Raw genomic sequence first — 26,198 nt, 5'->3', positions numbered from 1 at the left:
GAGGGGGAAGAAAAATGAATGATCTATCGACAATGAGCAGCTTATCTAAGGAAGAGATTTTACAGCTGATTGAAGAAGCATCCGCACTGAAAAATGGGAAGCAGGAACATGGCTTAGCTGGAGAATTTGTAGCGAACCTCTTCTTTGAACCAAGTACAAGAACACGCTTTAGCTTCGAAGTAGCCGAAAAGAAACTTGGAATGAATGTGCTTAGTCTAGATGCGGCAAGTACCTCAGTTCAAAAGGGAGAGACACTTTACGATACGGTGAAAACGCTAGAATCCATTGGAGTCAAGGCGTGTGTCATTCGGGACAGCACCGACGAATATTACAACGAGCTAATCGGGAAGGTAGGGATTCCCATCATCAATGCTGGAGATGGCTGCGGGCAGCACCCGACACAATCACTGCTTGACCTGATGACCATCTTCGAAGAGTTTGGCGGGTTTGAAGGCTTAACGATTTCGATTCATGGAGATATCAAACATAGCAGGGTGGCGAGGTCGAATGCTGAGGTTCTTTCAAGACTTGGAGCGACAGTGCTCTTTTCAGGACCAGCCTCCTTCCAAGATGAACAAAACCCTTACGGAACGTATGTCCAAGTAGATGAAGCCATCAAACGCTCTGATGTGGTGATGCTGCTAAGAATTCAGCATGAACGGCACGCAGAAAAGATGGGCAGTGACGATTACTTATCTACGTACGGATTAACAGTAGACAGGGCGAGCAAAATGAAAGAACGAGCCATTATTATGCATCCAGCACCAGTAAACAGAGGTGTTGAAATAGATGATTCATTAGTAGAATCAAAGCAGTCAAGGATTTTTAAGCAAATGGAAAATGGCGTGTATATCCGAATGGCTGTTTTAAAAAGAGCTTTTCAAAATAGCAGACTACATCAAAAAGGGAGAGATTCTGTCTATGTCATATCTCATTAAAAACGGTTTTATCTTAACAAACACAGGGGAAAGAGTGCAGCAGGATATTAGGGTAGAAGGAAAAGTGATTCGGGCAATTGGTCATTTAGAAAGAGAAGACGGAGAAGAGGTCATTGATGCAGCTGGGCTGTTTGTGTCACCAGGCTTGATTGATCTGCATGTGCATTTAAGAGAGCCAGGCGGCGAGAAAAAGGAAACAATTGAAACAGGCTCTAAGGCAGCAGCAAGAGGAGGGTATACGACGATTGCAGCCATGCCGAATACACGGCCAGTTCCAGATACAAAGGAGCAAATGGAATGGCTCATGAATCGAATCGAAAAGACCTCATCTGTGAGAGTGCTGCCATACGCCTCCATCACCACTAGACAAATTGGAGATGAGATGACGGACTTTGCAGCGTTAAAAGAAGCTGGTGCCTTTGCATTTACGGATGACGGTGTTGGCATCCAAACAGCAGGCATGATGTACGAAGCGATGAAAAAGGCAGCAAGCCTTGATCAAGCGATTGTGGCGCACTGTGAAGATAACTCGCTCATTTACGGAGGGTGCGTTCATGAAGGAGAATTTTCACAAGCCAATGGGTTAAACGGAATACCGTCAATTTGTGAATCGGTGCATATTGCAAGAGATGTCCTCTTAGCAGAAGCAGCGAAATGTCATTATCATGTATGTCATATCAGTACGAAAGAATCTGTTCGAGTCGTGCGCGATGCAAAAAAAGCAGGCATTCGTGTAACGGCTGAGGTTTCACCGCATCACCTGCTTTTATGTGATACGGACATCCCGGGTCTTGATACAAACTATAAAATGAACCCGCCGCTCAGAGGAAAAGAGGATCGCGAGGCGCTGATCGAGGGACTTTTAGATGGCACAATTGATTTCATCGCAACAGATCATGCTCCGCATACAGAAGAAGAAAAAAACGAAACGATGCAGCGTGCACCTTTCGGGATTGTAGGACTTGAAACAGCGTTCCCACTTCTGTACACACGCTTTGTGAAAACAGGCGAATGGACATTAAAAGAACTCGTTGATTATATGACAATCAAACCAGCAGAAGCCTTCTCCCTTCCATACGGCAAGCTAGAAGAGGGTCAAGCAGCTGATATCACGCTCATTGATTTAAACAAAGAAATGGCAATCGATAAAAAAAGCTTCTTATCTAAAGGACAAAATACACCGTTTGACAAATTGACTGTATCAGGATGGCCTGTCATGACACTTGCATCTGGGAAAGTCGTTTATGAAGAGGGGAGACTAGTAAAATGAAGAGACGCTTAGTGCTAGAAAACGGAACAGTATTCGAAGGAACAGGCTTTGGCAGCTTAGAATCGTCAGTCGGAGAAGTTGTCTTTAATACGGGGATGACAGGCTATCAAGAAATTTTGTCTGATCCATCATACTGCGGACAAATTGTCACGCTCACTTACCCGCTCATCGGCAACTATGGCATTAACCGTGATGATTTTGAATCGATCACACCGTTTGTGAAAGGGCTGATTGTGAAAGAACTTTGTGAAAAGCCCTCAAATTGGCGCTCTTCATACTCACTTGATGAATACTTGAAAATGAAAAACATTCCAGGGCTTAGCGGAATCGATACACGGAAGCTGACAAGAATGATTCGAAGTGCAGGAACATTAAGAGGGGCTTTTGCAGGACCGTATGAACAAGTGGAAGACGTTGTGCGCCGCCTTCAAACATTGCAGCTGCCAACAGATCAAGTGAGTCAAGTTTCTGTGAAAAATGCGTACCCAAGTCCAGGGAGAGGAAAAAGAATAGTGCTTGTGGATTTCGGGATGAAGCACGGCATATTGCGCGAGCTCAATAAACGTGACTGTGACGTCATTGTGGTGCCATACAATATCACTGCGAATGAAGTGCTGCAGTTAAAGCCTGACGGGATCATGCTTTCAAACGGCCCTGGGGACCCTGTTGATGTACCAGAAGCAGTTGAAATGATTCAGCAATTGATTGGGAAGTTACCACTCTTTGGCATTTGCCTAGGACACCAGTTATTCGCTCTTGCGTGTGGCGCAAGTACAGAAAAAATGAAATTCGGTCATAGAGGATCAAATCACCCGGTCAAAGAACTAGCAACTGGCAAGGTGACCTTGACGTCTCAAAACCATGGCTACACGGTAAGTACTATTAATGAAGACTTGCTTGAAGTAACGCATATTGCTCTAAATGATAATACGATTGAAGGGTTAAAACATAAAGAAGCGCCAGCATTTACTGTACAGTATCACCCAGAAGCATCACCGGGTCCAGAAGATGCCAACTACTTATTTGACGAGTTCATGGACATGATTCAGACGAATGAGAAAGAAGGGGAAGAAGTATGCCAAAACGCGTAGACATCAAAAAGATTTTAGTCATCGGTTCAGGTCCAATCATCATCGGTCAGGCAGCAGAGTTTGACTATGCAGGCACACAGGCTTGCTTAGCACTAAAAGAAGAGGGCTATGAAGTCGTTCTTGTGAACTCCAATCCTGCGACGATCATGACAGATACAGAAATGGCCGACAAGGTATACATTGAACCACTGACACCAGAATTCTTAACACGAATTATTCGAAAGGAACGCCCTGATGCGATCTTACCAACACTTGGCGGACAAACTGGACTGAACCTCGCTGTTGAATTATCAGATCTTGGCGTATTGGCTGAATGCGGCGTTGAAGTACTCGGAACAAAATTATCAGCTATTCAAAAAGCTGAGGACAGAGATTTATTCCGTAATCTGATGAATGAACTAAATGAACCTGTCCCAGAAAGTGAAATCATTCATAACCTTGAAGAAGCGATGGCGTTTACGAATCAAATCGGTTTCCCTGTTATTGTCAGACCAGCCTATACATTAGGCGGAACGGGCGGCGGAATTTGTACAAACGAGCAAGAATTGAAGGAAATCGTCGAAAATGGATTGAAGCTAAGCCCAGTCACACAATGCTTGCTTGAAAAGAGTATTGCGGGCTTTAAAGAAATTGAATATGAAGTTATGCGTGATAGCGGTGACCATGCGATCGTTGTTTGTAACATGGAAAACTTTGATCCTGTCGGCATCCACACAGGTGACAGCATTGTCGTTGCACCAAGCCAAACGTTAAGTGACCGCGAATATCAGCTGCTTCGTAATGTGTCACTGAAGCTCATCCGTGCACTTGGCATTGAAGGCGGCTGTAACGTACAGCTGGCACTTGATCCGAACAGCTTTCAATACTATATCATCGAAGTAAACCCGCGCGTGAGCCGTTCCTCTGCGCTTGCGTCTAAAGCGACAGGTTATCCAATTGCAAAACTTGCAGCGAAAATTGCTGTCGGCTTAACGCTTGATGAAATGATGAACCCAGTCACAGGTAAAACATATGCAGCCTTCGAGCCAGCACTTGACTATATCGTATCAAAAATCCCGCGCTGGCCGTTTGACAAATTTGAATCTGCCAACAGACGTCTTGGTACGCAAATGAAAGCAACCGGTGAAGTCATGGCGATCGGCCGTACATTAGAAGAGTCTCTTTTAAAGGCTGTACGTTCACTTGAAGCGGATGTGCATCACATTGAATTAAAAGATGAAGCAGACATCACAAACGAAGTGCTCGAAAAGCGGATTATCAAAGCAGGAGACGAGCGGCTATTTTATATCGCTGAGGCGCTTAGAAGAGGCTACACAGTCGAACAGATTCATGAATTCTCAAAAATAGATTATTTCTTCCTCCATAAGCTAGAAGGCATCATCGCATTTGAAAAGACGTTAAAAGAAAAGAAAGGCAATACAGACGTATTAAAAGAAGCGAAAGATAAAGGCTTCTCAGACATCTATATTAGCCGAGAGTGGAACATGAAGGAAGCGGATGTCTACAAGCTAAGACAAGAAGCAGGCATCGTTCCTGTTTACAAAATGGTGGATACATGTGCGGCAGAATTTGAATCAGAGACGCCATATTTCTACAGTACGTATGAAGATGAAAATGAATCAGAACGAACAGACAAGAAAAGCGTCATAGTGTTAGGCTCAGGTCCAATCCGAATTGGACAAGGGGTCGAGTTTGATTATGCAACCGTTCATTCTGTGTGGGCGATCAAACAAGCAGGGTATGAAGCCATCATTATAAACAACAACCCTGAAACGGTCTCAACAGACTTCAGTATTTCAGATAAGCTTTACTTTGAACCACTTACTGTAGAAGATGTGATGCACATCATCGACCTTGAAAAACCAGAAGGTGTCGTTGTTCAGTTCGGCGGACAAACAGCGATCAACTTAGCAGATGAATTATCGAATAGAGGGGTTAAGATTCTAGGAACTTCGCTTGAAGACCTTGACCGCGCGGAAAACCGTGACAAGTTTGAACAAACATTAGAAACACTCGGCGTTCCGCAGCCAAAAGGAAAAACAGCTACGTCTGTGCCGGAGGCGGTAGCGATTGCGAATCAGATTGGCTACCCAGTCCTTGTCCGTCCTTCCTATGTATTAGGCGGTCGTGCGATGGAAATCGTTTATCAAGAAGAAGAGCTTCTTCACTACATGGAGAATGCGGTGAAAGTCAATCCGCAGCACCCAGTGTTAATTGACAAATATTTGACGGGAAAAGAAATTGAAGTAGATGCCGTATCTGATGGGGAAACTGTCGTGATCCCAGGGATTATGGAACATATTGAAAGAGCCGGGGTCCACTCAGGTGACTCGATTGCGGTTTACCCGCCGCAAACATTGTCTGATGAGATCAAAGCGAAGATCGCAGAATACACGATTAAACTCGCAAAAGGACTTAACATTATTGGACTGCTTAACATTCAATTTGTTCTATCAAAGGGAGAAGTGTTCGTCCTTGAAGTGAATCCGCGTTCAAGCCGGACTGTCCCATTCTTAAGTAAAATTACGGGCATTCCAATGGCAAACCTAGCGACAAAAGTCATTTTAGGTGACAAGCTCAAAAACTATGGCTACCAAGAAGGGCTTCACACCGAACAAGAAGGGGTGTACGTCAAAGTCCCAGTCTTCTCTTTTGCAAAACTAAGAAGAGTGGATATTACACTCGGGCCTGAAATGAAATCAACAGGTGAAGTTATGGGGAAAGATGTCACAATTGAAAAAGCCCTCTACAAAGGGTTGATTGCATCAGGGATACAAATTCCAAATGACGGAACGGTTCTCCTCACAGTCGCTGACAAGGATAAAGAAGAAGGGCTAGAGATTGCAAGAAGATTCCATTCCATCGGCTATCATATTTTAGCGACAGAAGGAACGGCGAATTACTTAAAACAAGCCTCCATTCCATCAAGTGTTGTCGGCAAAATAGGAGAAGAAGGCAAAAACCTTCTCGATGTCATTCGAAACGGGGAAGCTCAATTTGTCATCAACACCTTGACAAAAGGAAAGCAGCCGGCAAGAGACGGCTTTAGAATTAGACGTGAATCTGTTGAAAATGGAGTGGCTTGCTTAACGTCACTAGATACAGCAGAAGCCATTTTAAGAGTGCTTGAGAGCATGACATTTAGAGCAGACGAAATGCCAGAAGTGAAAACGAATGCTGAGGTGACAGTAACGATATGAAAAAAGCATACTTGACGGTCGTCTCAAACCGAGAGATCGCTGATCATATTTACGAAATGACATTAAAAGGTGACCTTGTGGACTCATTTCAAACGGCTGGACAGTTCCTTCATATAAAGGTCAGTGAATCCATGACACCGCTGCTGAGAAGACCGATCAGTATTGCCAACATTCATGCCGAGCAAAAAGAAGCAACCATCATTTACCGCGCAGAAGGAGAGGGCACAAAGCTCCTCTCCCAAAAGCGGGCGGGAGAATCAGTCGATGTATTAGGGCCGCTTGGGAACGGTTATGACCCTTCAGTTGTCCAGCCTGGGCAGACGGCATTACTAGTCGGTGGAGGAATTGGAGTACCGCCTCTATATGAGCTTTCCAAGCGTTTAACGAAAAAAGGCGTTATCGTGAAGCATGTCCTCGGCTTTCAATCGAAAAAGGATGTATTTTACGAGGAGAAATTTCAAGCACTTGGCGATACTTATATCGCGACCGTTGATGGAACATACGGCTCAAAAGGTTTTGTGACAGGTGTGATCGAAGAAAATGATTTGAGCTTTGATGTGCTGCTTTCCTGCGGACCGACACCTATGCTAAAAGCACTGAAAGACACGTATCCTGATAAGCCTGTCTACATTTCAATGGAAGAACGAATGGGCTGCGGAATCGGTGCGTGCTTTGCTTGTGTCTGTCATACCGATCAGCACGAAAAACCTTACGTCAAAGTCTGTCTTGATGGACCTGTATTTAAAGCAGAGGAGGTGGCATTGTCATGCTAAACGTGGAGTTACCCGGCTTATCTTTAAAGAACCCGATTATACCTGCATCAGGCTGCTTTGGATTCGGAAGAGAATTTGCTTCATTATATGATTTATCCATGCTGGGCGGCATCATGATCAAAGCCACTACCCTTGAAGCGAGATTTGGCAACCCGACACCGAGGGTGGCCGAGACTGGAGCCGGTATGCTGAATGCGATCGGCCTTCAAAATCCAGGTCTAAAAGGCGTGCTCGAAAATGAATTGCCTTGGCTTGAGCAGTTTGATACCCCCATTATTGCAAACGTTGCTGGCTCACAGGTCGATGATTATGTCGAAGTAGCAAAACAAATCAGCCAAGCAAAGAATGTCCATGCCCTTGAACTAAATATTTCTTGTCCGAATGTCAAAACAGGCGGGATCGCATTTGGTACAGACCCAAACATGGCGGCGTCGTTGACAAAAGCGGTCAAGGAAGTCTCCTCCGTTCCTGTCTATGTGAAACTGTCTCCTAATGTGGCGAATATTGTTGAGATTGCTAAAGCGATTGAATCTGCTGGAGCGGATGGGCTTACCATGATTAATACCTTAATTGGCATGCGTTTAAATTTAAAAACTGGGAAGCCCATCCTTGCCAATAAAACAGGCGGATTATCAGGTCCAGCTATAAAACCTGTCGCTGTTCGAATGGTGCATGAGGTCAGTCAGGCGGTTTCTATTCCGATTATTGGGATGGGCGGGGTGCAAAGTGCTGAAGATGTACTTGAATTTTTACTAGCAGGTGCAAGTGCAGTAGCTGTTGGCACAGCCAATTTTGTGAACCCTTTTATTTGCCCAGAAATCATTGACGAGCTGCCAAATGTGTTAGCGGCTTATGGTTATTCATCTGTAGAGGAATGTATCGGAAGGAGCTGGAAACATGAAGCACTTGCCCATCATCGCGCTTGATTTCCCATCAGGGCAGGAGGCACTTGCCTTTTTAGAACCCTTTGAAGGAGCACCATTATTTGTGAAGGTTGGTATGGAGCTGTTTTACCAAGAAGGTCCAGCCATCCTTGACGCGCTGAAAGAAAAAGATTGCCGCATATTTCTTGATCTGAAATTACATGACATTCCAACAACGGTGCAAAAAGCGATGAACCGGCTTGCTGCACTTGGCGTTGATTTAGTCAATGTACATGCAGCTGGCGGGAAACGAATGATGCAGGCTGCGGTAGAGGGACTTGAAAGCGGGACGCCTGCTGGACAAAGCCGCCCGGGCATTATTGCTGTGACTCAGCTGACAAGTACGTCAGAAGACATGATGAACAAAGAATTACTCATTGATCGTCCATTGCAAGAGACTGTGCTGCATTACGGACAATTGGCATATGAAAGTGGACTCGACGGTGTTGTTTGCTCTGTTCATGAATCTAAAGCCCTTCATGAGCACATCTCACCTTCCTTTCTCACTGTGACACCAGGGATTCGCTTGCCGAATGATCAAACCGATGACCAAAAGCGTGTCGCGACACCTGCCTTTGCAAAAGAGCAAGGTGCTTCACAAATTGTTGTCGGAAGATCCATCACGAAAGCTGAAAGTCCAATAGAAGCCTATCATCAAATTTTGAAAGAGTGGGAGTGACTGCCGGATGAAAACGAAAATCGCTAAACATCTACTACAAATCAAAGCTGTCTCATTAAAACCAGACACACCGTTTACGTGGGCAAGCGGCATCAAATCACCGATTTACTGTGATAACCGCCTGACTTTGTCGTACCCGGAAGTGAGACACGACATCGCTGAAGGTCTAAAAGATTTGATTCTCACTCATTTTGAGGGAGCGGAGGTTGTCGCTGGCACTGCAACAGCGGGCATTCCGCATGCCGCATTAGCTGCAGACCGCCTGAACGTGCCGATGTGTTATGTCAGAAGTAAGCCAAAAGCACACGGAAAAGGGAATCAAATTGAAGGAGCCGTATCGCCTGGTCAAAAAGTTGTTGTCGTAGAAGACCTCATTTCAACTGGTGGGAGCGTGCTTGAAGTGGTCTCGGCTCTTCAAGACGAAGGCTGTGACGTACTCGGAGTTGCTGCAATTTTCACATACGGCCTGCCAAAAGCAGCTGCTGCTTTTCAAGAGAAAAACATTCCATATGTCACACTAACAGACTATGACACGCTGACAGACGTGGCTCTTGAGCTAAAAGCGATCGAACCTTCTGCTATGAATAAACTAAAACGCTGGAGACAAGATCCTACCTCTGAATCTTGGATGGAAGAAACGGTTTAAAAGCTGTGCCACTCGCACAGCTTTTTCATTTGGTTAAAAATAGTAAAATAGACTCAAATTTAAATAAAAACTAATCCTATCAATAAAGTCGGGTTGACTTTTGTTTGAATTGTGTTAATATTTAATACAAATTAAAACTCTTATCCAGAGAGGTGGAGGGACTGGCCCGATGAAACCCGGCAACCTGCGATTCGTAAGGTGCCACTTCCTGCAAAATGATTCTATTTTGAAAGATAAGGAAATCGTGAGCTTCCTCATCTTTCTTTCGGACTGAAAGAAAGTTTTTTTATTTTAACGGTGAGGAGGAAGAGGAGATGGAAGTGAAACAAAACCAGGATGAGGGCTTAGTGAAGCACATGCAAGAACTGATTGGGGATATAAAATTCGGTTCGATTACGTTGATTGTTTAGGACGGTCAAGTGATTCAAGTAGAAAAAAACGAAAAAATTAGGTTGAAGTAGTGCGCAGATTAGCAATATGAGCGGTACTCCGGAAGGGGAGAAACAATGTTAACTTACGAAAATTGGCAAGAGCCGTCCATTACATTTCAAGAGGACGATTTGTATAAAGGGGCCCTATCCGTGCTGAAATGGGCGTACGGTCATTATGGTGATCAGCTCGTTTATGCATGCAGTTTTGGCATTGAGGGCATTGTCCTGATTGATCTTATTGCGAAAGTAAAAAAGGATGCGAGAATTGTCTTTTTAGATACAGGTCTGCATTTTAAGGAAACGTACGATACAATTGATGCGGTAAAGGAAAGATACCCCGGTTTAGACATCGTACTGAAAACACCTGAGCTGACAGTTGAACAGCAAAACGAGCAGCATGGTGAAAAATTATGGGAAACAAATCCTCAAAGCTGCTGCCATATGCGCAAGGTCATTCCTTTGCAAGAGACACTATCTGGCTATCCGGCATGGCTTTCTGGCTTAAGAAGAGAGCAGTCACCAAAACGAGCAGGTACGAACTTTTTAAATCAGGATGAAAAGTTCAAATCAGTGAAAGTATGTCCGCTCATTCACTGGACGTGGAAGGACATATGGAGATATGCATCTAGAGAGGATCTTACTTATAATCCGCTGCATGACCAGGGATACCCAAGTATCGGCTGTGCACCGTGTACACAGCCAGCATTTACTGCGGATGATTTGCGTTCTGGCAGATGGTCAGGTACAGCAAAGACAGAGTGCGGATTACATGAGTAAGGGAGCATAATGTATGGAAATCGCCGCAATTTTATTTAGTTTATTCTTTGCTTTAAACATAGGCGCAAGCGGAGCAGCCGCTTCTATGGGCATTGCGTATGGATCAGGTGCAATTAAAAAGCCCATCTATGCACTCAGCGTTTGTGCAGTCGGAGTTTTAGCAGGTTCAGTGATTGGCGGCGGTGAGGTCGTCAAAACGATTAGCTCTGGTATTATGCCAGAATCTGTGATTACAATTGAAATTGTTTGTATCATCATTGGTTCTGCCGCATTATCACTCTTCATAGCGAATCTGATGGCCATCCCTTTATCAACAAGTGAGGTCACAGTAGGGGCTGTGGTCGGTGTTGCAGTCGCGTATAAAGTGTTATATGTGAAATCTATTTTAGTCATTGTGGCCTTTTGGATCATCATTCCACTTGTCGCCTTTGTTTTCACCTTTACTGTAGTCAAAATCATCAGAATGTTCCCTAAACGCACATTATCTAAAAAAAGCACTGCGATTTTATCAGTCTTGCTCATGATCAGTGGATTTCTAGAGGCGTTTTCAGCCGGTATGAACAATGTTGCCAATGCAGTCGGCCCGCTTGTGGCCTCAAGCGTCTTGTCCGTTGGGCAAGGAACACTTTACGGCGGAATCTTCGTCGCACTTGGTTCCCTGTTGCTTGGCAGAAGAGTGCTAGAAACAAACGGAAAGAAAATCACCCGCTATCAAACGGGTGAAGGGATTTTGTTATCGAGTACCGGCGCTGGACTTGTCATCGTCAGCTCTATTTTTGGGCTGCCAGTTCCACTTACTCAAATCACCTCCTCGTCTATTATCGGACTTGGGATGGCAAAGGGTGGACCTAACATTTTTCATAAACATATCGTGAAAAAGATGCTGAAGGTCTGGGTTGTGTCACCCTTTTTATCACTCAGCCTATCGTATCTGCTGGTGAGCCTTTTCCTAAAAGGAGATTATTACTCTATTTTTATCATGATGAGTGTACTGCTTGCCTCACTCGGTGCGCTGAGTCTGATGAAGGCAGTCAAAAATGAAAGCAGCTCGATTCATGAGCAGGGCGGCGGGATTTAACTATAAATCCGACTATTAACATCTAATAAATATGAACATTGAGAGGAAGATGGACAAATGAGTTTAACACCACATGGTGGCGTATTAATGAATCGAGTAAATGAAGAATATGATCTCAGCACGGCTGCGAAGGAAATTGAACTAGATGCGATTTCCTTTGCAGACCTTGAACTCATTGCAATTGGCGGGTATAGTCCAATTGAAGGATTTTTAACAAAAGCTGATTATGAAGCAGTTGTCAGCAGTATGCGGCTAGCAAGTGGTGTCGTTTGGTCTCTTCCGATTACGCTGCCAGTCACAAAGGAAAAGGCAGCCGAGATCAATCAAGGTGATATTGTGCGTCTATCGTACAATGGAACAGTATACGGGATCATTGAAGTAGAGGATCAATACACACCAGATAAGGAAAAAGAAGCTGTAAATGTGTATAAAACAGATGACCGCAATCATCCAGGCGTGAAAAAATTATTTGAACGCGGTGACACGTATATTGGCGGTAAAATTACACTGACGAAACGAAGCGAAAAACCATTTCCTCAATTTACGTATGAGCCAGAAGAAACAAGAAAACATTTTAAAGAAAATGGATGGAAAACAATTGTTGGGTTCCAAACGAGAAACCCCGTCCACCGTGCCCATGAATATATTCAAAAGACAGCACTAGAAACAGTCGATGGTTTGTTTTTAAATCCGCTTGTTGGTGAAACAAAATCTGATGATATCCCAGCAGATGTGAGAATGAAAAGCTATCAAGTGTTATTGAACGGTTATTATCCAAAAGATCGCGTCTTTTTAGGTGTTTTTCCTGCTGCAATGCGTTATGCTGGACCAAAGGAAGCGATATTTCATGCGCTTGTTCGTAAAAATTATGGCTGCACACATTTTATTGTCGGAAGAGATCATGCAGGTGTTGGTGATTATTACGGCACATACGAGGCGCAGGAGCTATTTGATCAATTTACAAGCGAAGAGATTGGCATTACTCAGTTAAAATTTGAACACAGCTTCTACTGCAATACATGTGAAGCGATGGCAACACCAAAAACATGTCCGCACGATAAAAGTGAGCATGTCATTCTTTCAGGTACAAAGGTTCGAACGATGCTGAGAAACGGTGAATTACCACCAAGCACGTTCAGCCGAAAAGAAGTTATTGAAACATTAATCGAAGGATTAAAAACGACGGTATCTTAAAGGAGCGTATGACATGAGCAACGAACATATCGTATGGCATGATTCATCTATTACAAAAAAAGAATATCAACAGAAAAACAATCATACAAGCGGCATCATCTGGCTCACTGGTCTAAGTGGTTCAGGCAAATCGACGCTCGCAAATGCAGCGGCTAGAGAGCTGTTTGAACAAGGCTACCAAGTCACAGTCCTTGATGGCGATAACGTACGACATGGACTCAATAAAGATTTAGGGTTTTCAGATGATGACAGAAAAGAAAACATCCGGCGCATCGGAGAAGTGGCGAAATTATTTGTTGAGCAAGGGACCATTGTCATCACAGCTTTTATTTCTCCATTTCAAGAAGATCGCCAAATTGTTAGACAGTTAGTCGATGATGGGGAATTTCACGAAGTGTTTGTGAAATGTGATCTGAACGTGTGTGAAGAGCGTGATCCAAAGGGGTTATATAAAAAAGCCAGAAACGGCGAAATTCCATTTTTCACTGGAATTGATTCACGATATGAAGAGCCAGCTGCACCTGAGCTCGTATTAGATACAGGTGAATGGTCTCGCGAGGAGTCCAAACAGCGCCTCGTTGATTATGTAAAGGGAAGAGCGAAATAATCGGCTGATGGCAGGGGGAGAAAGCACGATGGGGAAAGTATACATTGTTGGTGCCGGACCGGGTGATCCAGACTTAATTACATTGAAGGCCCATAAGGCAATACAGCAGGCAGATGTCATTTTATATGATCGTCTCGTCAATCAAGAGATTCTCGCCCACGCCAAACCGGAGGCGGAATTGATCTATTGCGGCAAGCTGCCAAATCATCATACGATGAGACAGGAAGCCATCAATGAAGCGCTTGTGATTCATGCAAAGAAAGGGAACGTTGTCGTTCGTCTGAAAGGCGGCGATCCCTTTGTATTTGGCCGCGGCGGTGAAGAAATTGAATGCTTAGCTGAGCACGGGATTCCGTATGAGGTCGTCCCTGGGATTACCTCTGGTATTGCAGCGGCTGCTTATGCGGGCATTCCAGTGACGCACCGTGAATTCAGCTCAAATGTCGCTTTTGTCACAGGACATTATCAAAAGGATGAACATTTTGAAGAAAAGTGGGAGGCGCTGGCAACGGGAATTGATACCCTTGTCATATACATGGGCGTCAAAAACGTAGAAAGAGTGCAGCGGCTTCTTTTGAAAAATGGACGGAACCCTGAAACACCAGCTGCGTTTATTCACTGGGGAACCACTACGAGGCAAAAGACGACTTGCTGCACTGTAGCGACGCTGTCTGACACAGTTGAAAAAGAAGGAATCGAGCATCCGAGTTTAATTGTTGTAGGAGACGTCGTTCATTTTCATCAAAAGCTGAGCTGGTTTGAACCTGCACTGATCGAGAAATAAAGAACGAAGGGGAAAAGACACGTAGATACATCGTGTCTTTTCGTCTGATCAAAACAGGATGAGAGGGAGAAGCCAAATGAAGCAGGCTGTACTTTATGTTGGACATGGAAGCAGAGTGAAAGAAGCACAAGATAAAGCCATTTCTTTTATGAAAAGCTGTATGCCGTTAGTGGAAGCAGATATACAAGAAATTTGTTTTTTAGAGTTGACCAATCCTTCTATAGAAGAAGGGTTTGAGACTTGTGTGAAAAAAGGAGCAACACACATTGCGATCGTCCCGCTCCTCCTTTTAACCGCCATGCATGCCAAATCAGATATCCCAGTCGAGATTGAAAAAGGACAAAAACGTTTCCCGCAAGTGAAGGTGACATACGGAAGACCTATCGGGGTGAATCAAGAAGTGACGAAAGCTGTTGTTGCAAGGATTGAAGAAGCTGGATATCAAGGAGAGAAAGCACGGATTCTTTTGATTGGCCGCGGGAGCTCTGATCCGGATGTGAAGCGAGATGTGTATGGCATTGCAGGCGATGTCCGAAGCCTGCTCCCTCATGCAGAAGTTCTTCCATGTTTTATTACGGCATGTGAGCCAAATTACCGAGATGTTTTTGCGCAGTTAACAGCAGATGACGATACGCCTGTGTATATCGTTCCTTACCTGTTGTTTACGGGCATTTTAATGAAAGAGATTGAAAGCGAGGCCGTTCAGGCGAGAGAGCGACTTCAGGATGTACGAGTATGCCGGTATATTGGCTTCCATCCGCATGTGAAAGCCGCTTATATTGAACGCGTGCAAGAAACCATTTTAAACAAAGAGAATGCGTTCCATTTCCAAGGAGAAAGCCATGCTTCCAGTCCATCTTGATTTAACCAATAAACAAGTGCTCATCGCCGGCGGCGGACTGGTAGCGGCAAGAAGGGCGAATGCGCTATGCACGGAGCCTTGCCGCATAACTGTCGTGAGTCCTGACATTTGTTATGAAATGGTCCATCTCATTGATACATATGGGCTGAATTGGAAGGAAAAGAAGGTGAGCGCTGAAGATTTGGAGGATGCATTTTTCATTGTTGCTGCAACAAACGACCCTTTGGTGAACGAATGGATTGCGCAAACAGCGCTGCCGCATCAGCTTGTCAACTGTGTGAGCCAATCAGAGTTAGGCAATGTGATCGTGCCAAAGATTGTCAAAGCAGGGAAAGTGACGATTTCAGTCTCGACGAGCGGTGCAAGCCCAGCCCGGACAAAACAGCTGGCTGAGGCAATCGAGACCTTGCTTGAAAAAGAAGATGTAGATGCGCTTGAAGCCCTCTATATAGAAAGAAAAAAACGACAAAGAAAAAGCCGATAAAATCGACATGAGATTTTATCGGCTTTTTTTATTTTCGAAGCTTTAGGACAACATCTTCATCAGGCGTGACAAATAATGTTTGCTGCTGATCATACGTAACAAAGCCCGGCTTTGCTCCGTTTGGTTTTTTCACATGACGGATTTTCGTATAATCGACAGGCACGGAGCTGGATTCTTTTGCTTTAGAGAAGTAGGCAGCAATTTGAGCCGCTTCATGCAACGTTTGTTCATCAGGTGTTTGATGACGTATGACGACATGTGATCCTGGAATATCTTTTGTGTGCAGCCAAATGTCATCACGAGCAGCAGCCTTTGTGGTCAAATACTCGTTTTGTTTGTTGTTTTTTCCCACTAAAATGGGAATGCCTTGAGAAGATTCGTACGTTTCCAGCTGGATGGCCGCCGGTTTTTTCTTTTTGGCGTGCCGCTTTTGTTTGGCGCGCAAATATTTCCCTTCAACAAGCTCTTCTCTCATTTCCTCTAAATCTTTTGGCGAGGCAGAGGACAGCTGCTGAATCAGCTCTTCAAAATAAACAATCTCTTCATGTGTCCGCTTGATTTGTTCATATACAGCCTCTACTGCATTTTTTGCCTTTTGATATTTTGTAAAGTACGCCTGTGCATTTTCAGAAGGGGTTTTGTTTGTTTTTAGCGGGATCGTCATTTCTCCGCCTTCTTCATCGTAATAATTGATGACAGTCGCTTCTTCATCCCCTTTTTTTATGGCATATAGATTGGCTGTTAACAATTCACCATAGAGCTGGTATTTATGCGCATTTTGAGATTCTTCAAGGGTTCTTTTTAGTTTTTTTAGCTTGTTTTCATTTTTCTTCTTTTCATTCACGACAAACCGTTCAAGGTCAGCCGCCTGCTGTTTGACTCTGTCCCTTTCCGCTTTTCCGAAATAAAAGCGGTCAAGCAGCTGGCTGAGAGATTCGAACGTCTTCATTTCGCCATTTACATGCTGGAGTTTTAATAAATAGAAATACTCTTTGCCGTCTTTTCTGGTGAGCTGCGGGGTAAAAGAATGCGTCCGAATGAGCTGGAACATGTCAAGCAGTGTATTTGGAATCGTTTCCTGATTGGCAAGACCGGCTCTGTGAACAGCTTCCTTTGCAAACAGCGGGGAAACCCCAGAGAATGTATCGACAATTTGACTCGCGATTTTCCCTTCTTGAAAACGCAAATGCTTTAAAATATCATCCTTCGTCACTTCAAAAGGATTCAATTTTTGCTGTGCAGGCGGCAGTAGGTATTCATGACCAGGAAGCACAGTTCGGTAGCTGTTCACAGATGGAGAAAGATGTTTCAGACCATCAATGATCTGCTGCGTTTCATCTTCAACAAGAATTAAATTACTGTGCCGTCCCATGATTTCGATATAGAGCTTCCGCGTCTGTTCATCGCCAATTTCATTTCGGCTTCGCACATGAAGCACGATGACCCGGTCAAATCCAACCTGTTCGAAGCGTTCAATAAATCCGCTCTCAAGATGCTTTCTGAGGAGCATACAAAACATTGGGGGTTCGCTTGGATTGTCATAATGATGCTCAGTGAGCTGCACTCTCGCATAGCTCGGATGAGCCGATAAAAGGAGCTTATGATTTTTCCCGTTTGACCGGATATGAAAAATCAGCTCGTGCTTATATGGCTGATGTATTTTAGAAATTCTCCCGCCAGTTAATGTCTCTTGCAATTCATTTGTCATACCGTATGTAAAAATGCCGTCAAATGACATGTTGGATACACCCTCTTTTTTCACACAAATCTACTGAAAGAACCTTACATTTTCTCGTTCTTTAGGCAGTCTTATTATTATAGCATGATTTAGGACGAGTCTGAATAAACTGGCTTATAGAACACTGCATATGAGAGAGAACAAAAGAGGAGTGGACGAGGTCAAATGAATTGGCATGAACTGAACCAAACCGATTTATTAAAAACAATGAATACATCGATAGGTGACGGACTGTCAGAAAAAGATGTGCAAAAGCGGCTTGAAAAACACGGACCAAATGAATTGCAGGAAGGGAAAAAGGCATCGGCTCTGATCATCTTTTTAGCGCAATTTAAAGACTTTATGGTCTTAATTTTGCTTGCGGCAACGATTATTTCTGCTTTTTTAGGTGAATACATTGATGCTGGGGCGATTGTAGCGATTGTTCTGATTAATGGTGTACTCGGCTTTTATCAAGAACGCCGGGCGGAAAAATCCCTTCAAGCGCTAAAGGAATTATCGACTCCGCATGTATATGCAAGGAGAAACAATGAGTGGGTCAAGATCCCGTCTAAGCACCTCGTACCAGGGGATATTGTGAAGTTTTCAAGCGGAGACCGGATTGGGGCAGATATTAGATTACTAGAAACAAAGAGTTTAGAGATCGAAGAGTCAGCCCTTACTGGTGAGTCCATCCCAGCGGTGAAACATGCAAGCCCACTTTCACGAGACCATGTAGCGCTCGGAGATTTGACGAACATGGCATTTATGGGAACGCTTGTCACGAGAGGAAGCGGCGTGGGTGTTGTCATTGGGACAGGGATGAATACAGCCATGGGACAAATTGCCGGTATGCTGGATGCTGCAGGTAATATGGAAACACCGCTGCAAAGACGTCTCGAACAGCTTGGGAAAATCTTGATTGTTGCTGCTTTATTCTTAACCGTGCTCGTAGTCGTTCTGGGCGTTGTGCAAGGACATGATTTGTATCATATGTTCTTAGCGGGTGTATCTCTCGCTGTTGCTGCCATTCCAGAAGGACTGCCGGCGATTGTAACCGTCGCTCTTTCCCTAGGTGTGCAGCGGATGATCAAACAAAAATCAATTGTCAGAAAGCTCCCAGCTGTGGAAACGCTCGGCTGCGCGTCGATCATTTGCTCAGATAAAACAGGGACAATGACGCAAAATAAAATGACGGTAACACATGTGTGGGCAGAGGGGAAAACGTGGAATATTTCTGGCACGGGCTATGAGCCGTCTGGTGATTTCACCTTAAACGGAGAACTTGTCCATGTTGACAAACATCCAAGCCTCCAAAAGGTTTTATTATATGGTGCACTTTGTAATACATCGACCATCGTTGAAAAAGATGGAGAAATGAACCTTGATGGAGATCCGACAGAGGGCGCACTTTTAACCGCAGCACGTAAAGCGGGTTTTACAGAGCAATTCATAGAAGCTGGGTTTCATGTCGTAGAGGAGTTTCCTTTTGACTCAGAAAGAAAGATGATGTCAGTCGTCGTCGAAACGAATCAAAAAGAGCGGTATGTCATTGCAAAAGGTGCGCCAGATGTACTGATGAACCGTTCAAGTCATATCATGCACGGCGGACGCACAGCCTCATTTTCAACCACTCACAGGCAAGAAACAGAAGCTGCGATTCAAGGCTTAGCAAGACAAGCGCTTAGAACCATTGCAATTGCGTATAAAAAAGTCGGTTTGACAGAAAAAATCACATCTGTTCAGCAGGCAGAAACCGATCTCACATTGATCGGGTTAGAGGGTATGATCGATCCACCTCGTCCTGAAGTCAGGCGAGCGATCAAAGAGTGCAGGGATGCTGGCATTAAAACTGTGATGATTACAGGTGATCACGTAGAAACAGCCAAAGCCATCGCAAAAGACTTGAGCCTTTTACCGAAGCAAGGAAAGGTTCTTGACGGGAAAGCGCTGGACCAGCTGAGTGACAAAGAGCTTGAGCAAATGGCTGAAAATGTATACGTTTTTGCCCGGGTATCCCCGGAACATAAGCTGAGAATTGTGAAGGCCTATCAAAAAAATGGCCATATTGTGGCGATGACAGGTGATGGGGTCAATGATGCGCCCGCGATTAAACAAGCAGATATCGGAATATCCATGGGCATCACAGGAACAGACGTAGCAAAAGAAGCGTCCTCCCTTATTTTACTTGATGACAACTTTGCGACCATTAAATCCGCTATTAATGAGGGCCGGAATATTTACGAAAATATTCGTAAGTTTGTACGCTATTTGCTTGCATCAAATGTTGGAGAAATTTTGGTTATGCTGTTTGCGATGCTCCTTGCGCTTCCGCTTCCACTCGTTCCTATTCAAATTTTATGGGTAAACCTTGTGACAGATGGACTCCCAGCTATGGCACTTGGAATGGATAAGCCAGAAGGCGATGTCATGAAGAGGAAGCCGCGGAACATGAAAGAGGGCATATTTGCTAGAGGGCTTGGCTGGAAGGTCATATCAAGGGGATTCCTCATTGGGCTTGCCACTCTGTTAGCATTTATGTTTGTGTATCACCGCGATCCAAACGAACTGCAATATGCACAGACTGTCGCATTTAGTACGCTCGTTTTGGCGCAGCTCATTCATGTATTTGACTGCCGCAGTGAACGGTCCATTTTTGAACGTAATCCATTTGGAAATCTCTATTTAATCGGTGCTGTTCTGTCATCACTTCTTCTGATGCTTGTGGTCATTTATTATCCTCCGCTTCAGCCAATTTTCAAAACGGTGTCAATTGCTCCAATTGATTGGCTGCTGATCATCGGTATGTCTGCACTGCCAACTTTTTTATTGGCAGGATCACTTTTGACAAGAAAAAAATAATTCGTTATGGTATAATTTTGAGGTAATAGTGTCTGCTATTACCTTTTTCATTTTATTAATATGAAAGAATTGGGTGTTTTGACATGATACGCAGTATGACGGGATTCGGCCAAGCGAGTAAAACGGATGGAGAACTGACAGTGTCAGTCGAGCTAAAATCGGTCAATCACCGTTTTAAAGAGGTTCATGCCCGTTTGCCGAGGCCGCTTTTATATTTCGAAGATACATTAAAAAAAATCATTCTTCGTCACGTGCAGCGTGGTAGAATTGAGCTGTTTGTCACGATTGAAGGCGGTAAACTAGCAAGCCGGTCTTTACAGATCGACTGGCCGCTGCTTGATGAATATATGAAAGCCGCAAAAGACCTCAAGGACCGCTATCACATTTCAGGTATTCAGCATGCACATGACTTACTTCAGCTGGAACATGCTGTTCAAGTAGAAGAGTCGGTCAGCCGAAATGAGCAGCTGGAGCATTTGCTGATAGACGCTTGTGAAGCGGCTGTCAAGGAGCTTTGCTTCATGAGAGAGCAAGAGGGTGCATCACTTCAAAAAGACTGTGAACTGAGGCTCTCTGAACTAGAGGCCTATACAGAAGAAATAAAAGTCTTTGCACCAGAGGTTGTAAGTCAGTACAAAGAACGATTGAATCAAAGATTGCAAGAATGGATCGGAGAGGCGCTTGAAGAAAGCAGACTGGCCACAGAGGCTGCCATCTTTGCTGATCGCTGTGACATTACAGAAGAGATCACGAGATTAAAAAGCCATTTTCAGCAATTTCAGCAAATTTTGATGCAAGGCGGCGCTGCCGGCCGGAAACTTGACTTTCTTGTACAGGAGCTCAACCGTGAAGTGAACACGATTGGATCTAAAGCAAACCATCACCATTTAACAAAGCTGGTGGTCGAAATGAAAAGTGCTATTGAAAAAATAAAAGAACAAGTGCAAAATATAGAATAGTCATTGTGTATGCTGTTTACAGTGCGTCTCTTTCGGCGAGACTAGAGACGTTTATATTACAGGGGGACGAAAGAAGATGACCATAAAATTGATCAATATCGGATTTGGAAACATCATTTCAGCGAATCGGATGATTTCGATCGTCAGTCCGGAATCAGCACCGATTAAACGAATGATACAAGACGCAAGAGATCGAGGCATGCTCATAGATGCTACATACGGAAGAAGAACCCGTGCTGTTGTCATTATGGACAGTGACCATGTCATCTTATCTGCCGTTCAGCCTGAGACTGTCGCGCAAAGACTTTCTGTAAAAGAAGAAATCATAGATGAAGGGCAGGGGTAATACGCCATTATGAAAGAAAGAGGACTCTTAATCGTTCTCTCTGGACCTTCGGGAGTTGGAAAAGGAACGGTCAGACAAGCCATTTTCTCCCAGGAAGATACGAAATTTGAATACTCTATTTCAGTAACAACACGCAAACCGCGTGAAGGTGAAAGAAATGGTGTCGATTATTTCTTTAAAACCAGGGAAGAATTTGAACATATGATTGAAAACAAAAAGTTGTTAGAATGGGCAGAATATGTCGGGAATTACTACGGCACACCTGTTGACTATGTAGAACAGACACTGAGCGAAGGAAAAGATGTTTTCCTTGAAATCGAAGTGCAAGGCGCACTTCAAGTAAGAGAAGCTTTCCCGGAAGGTCTTTTTATTTTCCTTGCACCGCCTAGTCTTTCAGAACTTCAAAACCGTATCATTACTCGCGGTACAGAATCTGAGGACCTCATTCGAAATCGAATGGCCGCTGCAAAAGAAGAGATTGAAATGATGGATGCTTACGACTATGTCGTTGAAAACGATGATGTCGCGCTTGCTTGTGAAAGAATCAAAGCGATCGTCCTTGCAGAGCATCTGCGAAGAGACAGAGTCGCACCAAGATATAAAAAAATGCTGGGGGTAGAATAAACAATGTTAGATCCTTCAATTGACTCATTGATGAACAAACTTGATTCGAAATATACACTTGTGACAGTGTCTGCACGCCGTGCACGTGAAATGCAGATCCATCAAGATCAGCAGATCGAAAACACAAAGTCTTACAAATTTGTAGGGAAAGCACTTGAAGAAATCGACGCTGGTCTTTTGACATTTGAAAAAGAGGATCAAGAATAACACATCGCTTCTGTAATGCAGATACGATACGTTCAAAAAAGTCAAAACTATGATTGGTTTTGACTTTTTTGAATTGTAGACGAATTTGTGAAAAAGGCCATTAAGGGGGACAAACAAATGTTACAGTCAAAAAATATTTTGCTCGGCGTCAGCGGAGGAATCGCCGTATATAAAGCAGCTGCACTCACTAGTAAACTCGTACAGGCAGGCGCAAATGTAAGAGTGATTATGACGGAATCTGCCCGTGAGTTTGTGTCTCCGCTCACCTTCCAAGCCCTATCTCGACAAGAGGTTTATGTGGATACATTTAAAGAGAACAATCCAAGAGTCATTGCGCATATTGATGTAGCTGACTGGGCCGATCTCATTCTCGTTGCTCCTGCAACAGCACATACGATTGGTAAAATGGCCGCAGGACTTGCAGATGATATGCTCACAACCACCTTGCTCGCTTCAACAGCTCCTGTATGGATCGCACCGGCTATGAATGTGCATATGTATGATCACCCAGCTGTGAAGCGGAACATTCGCACATTATATGAAGACGGATACCGGTTTATTGAGCCAAGTGAAGGTTATTTAGCCTGCGGGTACATTGGAAAAGGGCGTTTAGAGGAACCTGAAAAAATTATTGAACACATTCGTGCGTTTTTCGAGGAGCCAAAAAGCTTGCCGCTTTCAGGGAAAAAAGTCGTGGTGACAGCAGGTCCTACACGAGAAGTGATCGATCCTGTTCGTTTCTTTACAAATCGTTCTACTGGGAAAATGGGCTATGCCATTGCAGAAGCTGCCCAGCAAATGGGGGCTGATGTCACGCTTATTTCTGGTCCTGTTTCTTTGACTGCGCCTGACCATGTAGACGTGGTACACGTTGAATCGGCAGAGGAGATGTATCAGGCTGCTTTAGATGTGTACGGGGAAGCAGACCTTGTCATTAAATCAGCAGCTGTTGCCGATTACACCCCTGTCACGACATATCCTCATAAAATGAAAAAACATGACGGTGCACTGGAAATTGAATTCACGCGTACAAAAGATATTTTAAAAGAGCTGGGGAAAAGAAAAGAGCATCAAGTGCTTGTCGGTTTTGCAGCTGAAACGCAGGATGTAGAATATTATGCGAAAAAGAAAATCGAATCCAAGCATCTAGATATGATTGTTGCCAACAATGTAACAAAAGAGGGTGCGGGCTTTGGCACAGACACAAATGTGGCAGCGATCATCAAAGCGGACGGAACAAAAAAAGAGCTGCCGATGATGAGCAAAAAAGACCTCGCTTTTGAAATCTTAAAGGAGGCAAAACAGCTATTGCCAAAAGAGCGTGATCGAGCATGATTGCTGAAGTCATAGTGGATGTCACAACGAAAGCCATTGATCGCCCATTTGACTATCGTGTGCCCGATCGGTTCAAAGATCTCGTCAAACCTGGGATGAGGGTCGTTGTTCCCTTTGGCCCGAGGAAGATTCAAGGGTTTGTGACAAGAGTCAAAGATGTAACAGACGTAAAGACAGGAAACATCAAGGACATTGTGGATTTATTTGATTTATCACCTGTTCTGACAGATGAGCTATTGGAGCTTTCCCACTGGCTGACGGAAAAAACATTGTCCTATCATATTACGGCTCTGCAATCCATGCTGCCTGCAGCCATGAAGGCAAAATATGAAAAAGAAATTCAGGTGTTATCAGATGAAGAACTTCCGCAGTCATTGAAAGAGCTTTTCGGTCAGCAAGAAAGCATACTTTACGCTGACATTCCGCCTGATCAACTGAAGCACATTCAAAAGCATGTCCAAAAAGGTCATCTAGAGGTGAGATATCATGTCTCTCAAAAATCTGGAAAGAAAAAGGTGCGCATGCTTCAGGTCGTCGTTTCGAAAGAAAGACTTGAAGAAAAGCAGCAGCAGCTAAAGAAAAATGCGGTGAAACAAACGGAATTGCTCTCCTTTTTGCTTCAAGCGAGTGAGACCACTTTTTTAGCGAAAGACTTACAGCAGCAAACAGGCGCTAGTTCTCAAACGCTTAAAACCTTTATACGAGAAGGGCTGTTAACAGAGAGCTATGAAGAGATCTATCGAGATCCTTATGCAGACCGGGAGTTTAAACAATCTGATTCCCTCGATCTCACGACAGAACAAGCAGCAGCAGCGAAACACATTCATCAAGCAGTGAGTGATCATCAGCATGAAACCTTTCTGCTGCACGGGGTGACAGGAAGCGGGAAAACGGAGATTTATTTGCAGACCATTGATCATGTACTTCAAAAGGGAAAAGAAGCGATCGTCCTCGTTCCTGAAATCTCATTAACTCCTCAAATGGTTCAGCGGTTTAAAGAACGGTTTGGCTCAAATGTGGCTGTTCTTCATAGCGGATTATCGACAGGGGAAAAGTATGATGAGTGGCGGAAAATTCACCGCAAGGAAGTCAAGCTTGTCGTGGGAGCAAGGTCTGCTGTTTTCGCTCCATTTGAAAATCTAGGAATGATTATCATAGATGAAGAGCATGAATCTTCCTACAAACAAGAAGAGATGCCGCGTTATCATGCCAAGGACGTCGCAATTGAACGAGCAAGACGGCACCAATGTCCAGTCGTATTAGGCAGTGCAACACCTTCACTTGAGACCTATGCGCGTGCGAAAAAAGGTGTGTATACATTGCTGACGCTAAAGCAACGCGTGAACCAGCAGCAGATGCCGCACGTCTCGGTAATTGATATGAGAGAAGAATTAAGGAACGGCAACCGGTCTATGTTCTCAGAAGAATTAATGCTCAGGTTAAAAGAAGTGCTTGAAAGGAAAGAACAAGCCGTCTTATTTCTGAATAAAAGAGGCTATTCATCCTTTGTGATGTGCCGTGATTGCGGATATGTGGAGCAATGTCCTCATTGCGAGATTTCCCTTACCTATCACCGTTATCAAAAACGGCTGAAGTGTCACTATTGCGGTCACGAAGCCCCGGTACCTGCTGAATGTCCAGAATGCCACAGCGAGCATATTCGTTATTTTGGTACAGGTACGCAGCGAGTAGAAGAAGAGCTCACCAAGGTTTTGCCTGAGGCGAGGGTAATCCGAATGGATGTAGATACAACCTCTCGAAAAGGCGCTCATGAAAAGCTTCTTACCTCATTTGGCAACAAAGAAGCGGATATTCTACTCGGTACGCAAATGATTGCAAAAGGGTTAGACTTTCCAGATGTTACACTTGTCGGTGTACTGAGTGCGGATACGTCCCTTCATATCCCTGATTTTCGTTCAAGTGAAAAAACATTTCAACTTCTCACGCAAGTCAGCGGCCGGGCAGGGCGCCATGAAAAAGCGGGCTCAGTCATTATTCAATCGTATACGCCTTCTCACTATAGTATTGAATTAACCAAGCAGCATGACTTTGAAGCCTTTTATGAGCAGGAGATGCTGCATCGTCGTCATCAGTCCTATCCGCCATTTTACTTTTTGGCAATGGTGACTGTTTCACACGAAGAAGTGACGAAGGCAGCGCATGTCGCTGATCAAATTGTCCAGTTTCTGAAAATGAACTGTGCACCGAATACAAGGATCCTTGGTCCAGCTGCATCTCCGATCGCTAAGATCAAAGATAGATATCGATATCAATGCGTGATAAAATACAAAAGGGAAAATGAACTGGCAAGTTTACTACGGAAAATACAAGATCATTATCAAAAAGAAATGGAACAAAAACAGTTGATGATTTCAATAGATATGAATCCATATATGATGATGTAAAACGGA

The 26,198-nt window shown here is 44.1% G+C and carries 23 protein-coding genes, 1 pseudogene and 1 riboswitch; of the genes and pseudogenes, 23 read left to right on the top strand and 1 reads right to left on the bottom strand.

Annotated elements, in window-relative coordinates; all coding sequences use genetic code 11:
* The first annotated feature begins 14 nt into the window (after positions 1-14).
* The 16 genes and pseudogenes from R0K30_RS04475 to R0K30_RS04400 all read left to right on the top strand — a co-directional run bounded on the left by R0K30_RS04475 (position 15) and on the right by R0K30_RS04400 (position 15,737).
* Positions 15-938, top strand: coding sequence for an aspartate carbamoyltransferase catalytic subunit (locus R0K30_RS04475; protein WP_099725922.1), 924 nt, complete (start codon positions 15-17; stop codon positions 936-938).
* Entirely contained in the window at positions 922-2,208 is a 1,287-nt protein-coding gene (locus R0K30_RS04470; RefSeq protein ID WP_099725921.1) for a dihydroorotase, read from the top strand. The genes R0K30_RS04475 and R0K30_RS04470 overlap by 17 nt, the downstream gene beginning before the upstream one ends.
* Complete coding sequence (locus R0K30_RS04465) at positions 2,205-3,299, top strand: carbamoyl phosphate synthase small subunit (RefSeq protein ID WP_099725920.1); 1,095 nt, start codon at positions 2,205-2,207, stop codon at positions 3,297-3,299. Before R0K30_RS04470 ends, R0K30_RS04465 begins: the two co-directional genes overlap by 4 nt.
* Positions 3,284-6,499, top strand: a complete 3,216-nt coding sequence (carB, locus tag R0K30_RS04460; protein ID WP_099725919.1) for a carbamoyl-phosphate synthase (glutamine-hydrolyzing) large subunit — start codon at positions 3,284-3,286, stop codon at positions 6,497-6,499. The genes R0K30_RS04465 and carB overlap by 16 nt, the downstream gene beginning before the upstream one ends.
* Positions 6,496-7,272: a dihydroorotate dehydrogenase electron transfer subunit gene (locus R0K30_RS04455; RefSeq protein WP_099725918.1), complete on the top strand. Its 777-nt coding sequence runs from the start codon at positions 6,496-6,498 to the stop codon at positions 7,270-7,272. Before carB ends, R0K30_RS04455 begins: the two co-directional genes overlap by 4 nt.
* Complete coding sequence (locus tag R0K30_RS04450) at positions 7,266-8,198, top strand: dihydroorotate dehydrogenase (RefSeq protein ID WP_099725917.1); 933 nt, start codon at positions 7,266-7,268, stop codon at positions 8,196-8,198. Before R0K30_RS04455 ends, R0K30_RS04450 begins: the two co-directional genes overlap by 7 nt.
* Entirely contained in the window at positions 8,170-8,874 is a 705-nt protein-coding gene (gene pyrF, locus R0K30_RS04445) for an orotidine-5'-phosphate decarboxylase (protein ID WP_256499541.1), read from the top strand. The genes R0K30_RS04450 and pyrF overlap by 29 nt, the downstream gene beginning before the upstream one ends.
* Positions 8,875-8,881: 7 nt before the next feature.
* Complete coding sequence (pyrE, locus tag R0K30_RS04440) at positions 8,882-9,520, top strand: orotate phosphoribosyltransferase (protein WP_230031463.1); 639 nt, start codon at positions 8,882-8,884, stop codon at positions 9,518-9,520.
* Between the two features lie 137 nt (positions 9,521-9,657).
* Positions 9,658-9,760, top strand: a riboswitch (SAM riboswitch).
* Positions 9,761-9,930: 170 nt separating this feature from the next.
* Positions 9,931-9,981, top strand: a pseudogene (locus R0K30_RS04435) (DUF2292 domain-containing protein); the annotation flags it as partial.
* Positions 9,982-10,026: 45 nt separating this feature from the next.
* Positions 10,027-10,728: a phosphoadenylyl-sulfate reductase gene (locus tag R0K30_RS04430; protein ID WP_099725914.1), complete on the top strand. Its 702-nt coding sequence runs from the start codon at positions 10,027-10,029 to the stop codon at positions 10,726-10,728.
* 13 nt (positions 10,729-10,741) lie between these two features.
* Entirely contained in the window at positions 10,742-11,806 is a 1,065-nt protein-coding gene (gene cysP, locus R0K30_RS04425; protein ID WP_410609360.1) for a sulfate permease, read from the top strand.
* 57 nt (positions 11,807-11,863) lie between these two features.
* Positions 11,864-13,000, top strand: a complete 1,137-nt coding sequence (gene sat, locus R0K30_RS04420) for a sulfate adenylyltransferase (protein WP_410609358.1) — start codon at positions 11,864-11,866, stop codon at positions 12,998-13,000.
* Positions 13,001-13,013: 13 nt separating this feature from the next.
* Entirely contained in the window at positions 13,014-13,607 is a 594-nt protein-coding gene (gene cysC, locus R0K30_RS04415) for an adenylyl-sulfate kinase (RefSeq protein WP_410609356.1), read from the top strand.
* A 28-nt stretch (positions 13,608-13,635) separates the two neighbouring features.
* Positions 13,636-14,391, top strand: coding sequence for a uroporphyrinogen-III C-methyltransferase (gene cobA, locus R0K30_RS04410; RefSeq protein ID WP_099725910.1), 756 nt, complete (start codon positions 13,636-13,638; stop codon positions 14,389-14,391).
* 76 nt (positions 14,392-14,467) lie between these two features.
* A complete protein-coding gene (locus R0K30_RS04405) occupies positions 14,468-15,253 on the top strand; it encodes a sirohydrochlorin chelatase (RefSeq protein WP_099725909.1) in 786 nt (261 codons plus the stop codon).
* Positions 15,234-15,737 carry a precorrin-2 dehydrogenase/sirohydrochlorin ferrochelatase family protein gene (locus R0K30_RS04400; RefSeq protein ID WP_410609353.1) on the top strand — a complete coding sequence of 168 codons (504 nt, stop codon included), beginning with the start codon at positions 15,234-15,236 and terminating at the stop codon, positions 15,735-15,737. Before R0K30_RS04405 ends, R0K30_RS04400 begins: the two co-directional genes overlap by 20 nt.
* Before the next feature lie 28 nt (positions 15,738-15,765).
* Here R0K30_RS04400 and R0K30_RS04395 read toward each other — a convergent pair whose 3' ends face one another.
* Entirely contained in the window at positions 15,766-17,475 is a 1,710-nt protein-coding gene (locus R0K30_RS04395) for an Rqc2 family fibronectin-binding protein (RefSeq protein WP_410609351.1), read from the bottom strand.
* Between the two features lie 165 nt (positions 17,476-17,640).
* Here R0K30_RS04395 and R0K30_RS04390 point away from each other — a divergent pair, with 165 nt between their 5' ends.
* From R0K30_RS04390 to priA, 7 genes are all read left to right on the top strand, one after another.
* Positions 17,641-20,316, top strand: coding sequence for a calcium-translocating P-type ATPase, SERCA-type (locus tag R0K30_RS04390; RefSeq protein ID WP_099725906.1), 2,676 nt, complete (start codon positions 17,641-17,643; stop codon positions 20,314-20,316).
* 83 nt (positions 20,317-20,399) lie between these two features.
* Positions 20,400-21,275: a YicC/YloC family endoribonuclease gene (locus tag R0K30_RS04385; RefSeq protein ID WP_099725905.1), complete on the top strand. Its 876-nt coding sequence runs from the start codon at positions 20,400-20,402 to the stop codon at positions 21,273-21,275.
* Positions 21,276-21,351: 76 nt separating this feature from the next.
* A complete protein-coding gene (gene remA, locus R0K30_RS04380) occupies positions 21,352-21,621 on the top strand; it encodes an extracellular matrix/biofilm regulator RemA (protein WP_008344898.1) in 270 nt (89 codons plus the stop codon).
* 9 nt (positions 21,622-21,630) lie between these two features.
* Positions 21,631-22,245 carry a guanylate kinase gene (gmk, locus tag R0K30_RS04375; RefSeq protein ID WP_099725904.1) on the top strand — a complete coding sequence of 205 codons (615 nt, stop codon included), beginning with the start codon at positions 21,631-21,633 and terminating at the stop codon, positions 22,243-22,245.
* A gap of 3 nt (positions 22,246-22,248) precedes the next feature.
* On the top strand, positions 22,249-22,452 hold the full coding sequence (gene rpoZ, locus R0K30_RS04370; RefSeq protein WP_003211647.1) for a DNA-directed RNA polymerase subunit omega: 204 nt from the start codon (positions 22,249-22,251) through the stop codon (positions 22,450-22,452).
* A 117-nt stretch (positions 22,453-22,569) separates the two neighbouring features.
* Entirely contained in the window at positions 22,570-23,787 is a 1,218-nt protein-coding gene (coaBC, locus tag R0K30_RS04365) for a bifunctional phosphopantothenoylcysteine decarboxylase/phosphopantothenate--cysteine ligase CoaBC (RefSeq protein ID WP_256499546.1), read from the top strand.
* The gene (gene priA, locus R0K30_RS04360) at positions 23,784-26,192 is read left to right on the top strand and encodes a primosomal protein N' (RefSeq protein WP_410609347.1); all 2,409 of its coding nucleotides are present in this window, start codon (positions 23,784-23,786) and stop codon (positions 26,190-26,192) included. The genes coaBC and priA overlap by 4 nt, the downstream gene beginning before the upstream one ends.
* The last annotated feature ends 6 nt before the right edge of the window (positions 26,193-26,198 follow it).

Source organism: Bacillus sp. SIMBA_154, assembly GCF_046536015.1.
Classification (GTDB): Bacteria; Bacillota; Bacilli; order Bacillales; family Bacillaceae; genus Bacillus; species Bacillus pumilus_P.
The sequence above is the reverse complement of the archived record's forward strand: the minus strand, read 5'-3'. Positions and strand labels throughout refer to the sequence as shown.

Bases quoted from the DNA above. Each gene is read 5' to 3' on its own strand.
- R0K30_RS04475 (WP_099725922.1), top strand. From the start codon at position 15: ATGAATGATCTATCGACAATGAGCAGCTTATCTAAGGAAGAGATTTTA.
- R0K30_RS04470 (WP_099725921.1), top strand. From the start codon at position 922: ATGTCATATCTCATTAAAAACGGTTTTATCTTAACAAACACAGGGGAA.
- R0K30_RS04465 (WP_099725920.1), top strand. From the start codon at position 2,205: ATGAAGAGACGCTTAGTGCTAGAAAACGGAACAGTATTCGAAGGAACA.
- carB (WP_099725919.1), top strand. From the start codon at position 3,284: ATGCCAAAACGCGTAGACATCAAAAAGATTTTAGTCATCGGTTCAGGT.
- R0K30_RS04455 (WP_099725918.1), top strand. From the start codon at position 6,496: ATGAAAAAAGCATACTTGACGGTCGTCTCAAACCGAGAGATCGCTGAT.
- R0K30_RS04450 (WP_099725917.1), top strand. From the start codon at position 7,266: ATGCTAAACGTGGAGTTACCCGGCTTATCTTTAAAGAACCCGATTATA.
- pyrF (WP_256499541.1), top strand. From the start codon at position 8,170: ATGAAGCACTTGCCCATCATCGCGCTTGATTTCCCATCAGGGCAGGAG.
- pyrE (WP_230031463.1), top strand. From the start codon at position 8,882: ATGAAAACGAAAATCGCTAAACATCTACTACAAATCAAAGCTGTCTCA.
- R0K30_RS04430 (WP_099725914.1), top strand. From the start codon at position 10,027: ATGTTAACTTACGAAAATTGGCAAGAGCCGTCCATTACATTTCAAGAG.
- cysP (WP_410609360.1), top strand. From the start codon at position 10,742: ATGGAAATCGCCGCAATTTTATTTAGTTTATTCTTTGCTTTAAACATA.
- sat (WP_410609358.1), top strand. From the start codon at position 11,864: ATGAGTTTAACACCACATGGTGGCGTATTAATGAATCGAGTAAATGAA.
- cysC (WP_410609356.1), top strand. From the start codon at position 13,014: ATGAGCAACGAACATATCGTATGGCATGATTCATCTATTACAAAAAAA.
- cobA (WP_099725910.1), top strand. From the start codon at position 13,636: ATGGGGAAAGTATACATTGTTGGTGCCGGACCGGGTGATCCAGACTTA.
- R0K30_RS04405 (WP_099725909.1), top strand. From the start codon at position 14,468: ATGAAGCAGGCTGTACTTTATGTTGGACATGGAAGCAGAGTGAAAGAA.
- R0K30_RS04400 (WP_410609353.1), top strand. From the start codon at position 15,234: ATGCTTCCAGTCCATCTTGATTTAACCAATAAACAAGTGCTCATCGCC.
- R0K30_RS04395 (WP_410609351.1), bottom strand. From the start codon at position 17,475: ATGTCATTTGACGGCATTTTTACATACGGTATGACAAATGAATTGCAA.
- R0K30_RS04390 (WP_099725906.1), top strand. From the start codon at position 17,641: ATGAATTGGCATGAACTGAACCAAACCGATTTATTAAAAACAATGAAT.
- R0K30_RS04385 (WP_099725905.1), top strand. From the start codon at position 20,400: ATGATACGCAGTATGACGGGATTCGGCCAAGCGAGTAAAACGGATGGA.
- remA (WP_008344898.1), top strand. From the start codon at position 21,352: ATGACCATAAAATTGATCAATATCGGATTTGGAAACATCATTTCAGCG.
- gmk (WP_099725904.1), top strand. From the start codon at position 21,631: ATGAAAGAAAGAGGACTCTTAATCGTTCTCTCTGGACCTTCGGGAGTT.
- rpoZ (WP_003211647.1), top strand. From the start codon at position 22,249: ATGTTAGATCCTTCAATTGACTCATTGATGAACAAACTTGATTCGAAA.
- coaBC (WP_256499546.1), top strand. From the start codon at position 22,570: ATGTTACAGTCAAAAAATATTTTGCTCGGCGTCAGCGGAGGAATCGCC.
- priA (WP_410609347.1), top strand. From the start codon at position 23,784: ATGATTGCTGAAGTCATAGTGGATGTCACAACGAAAGCCATTGATCGC.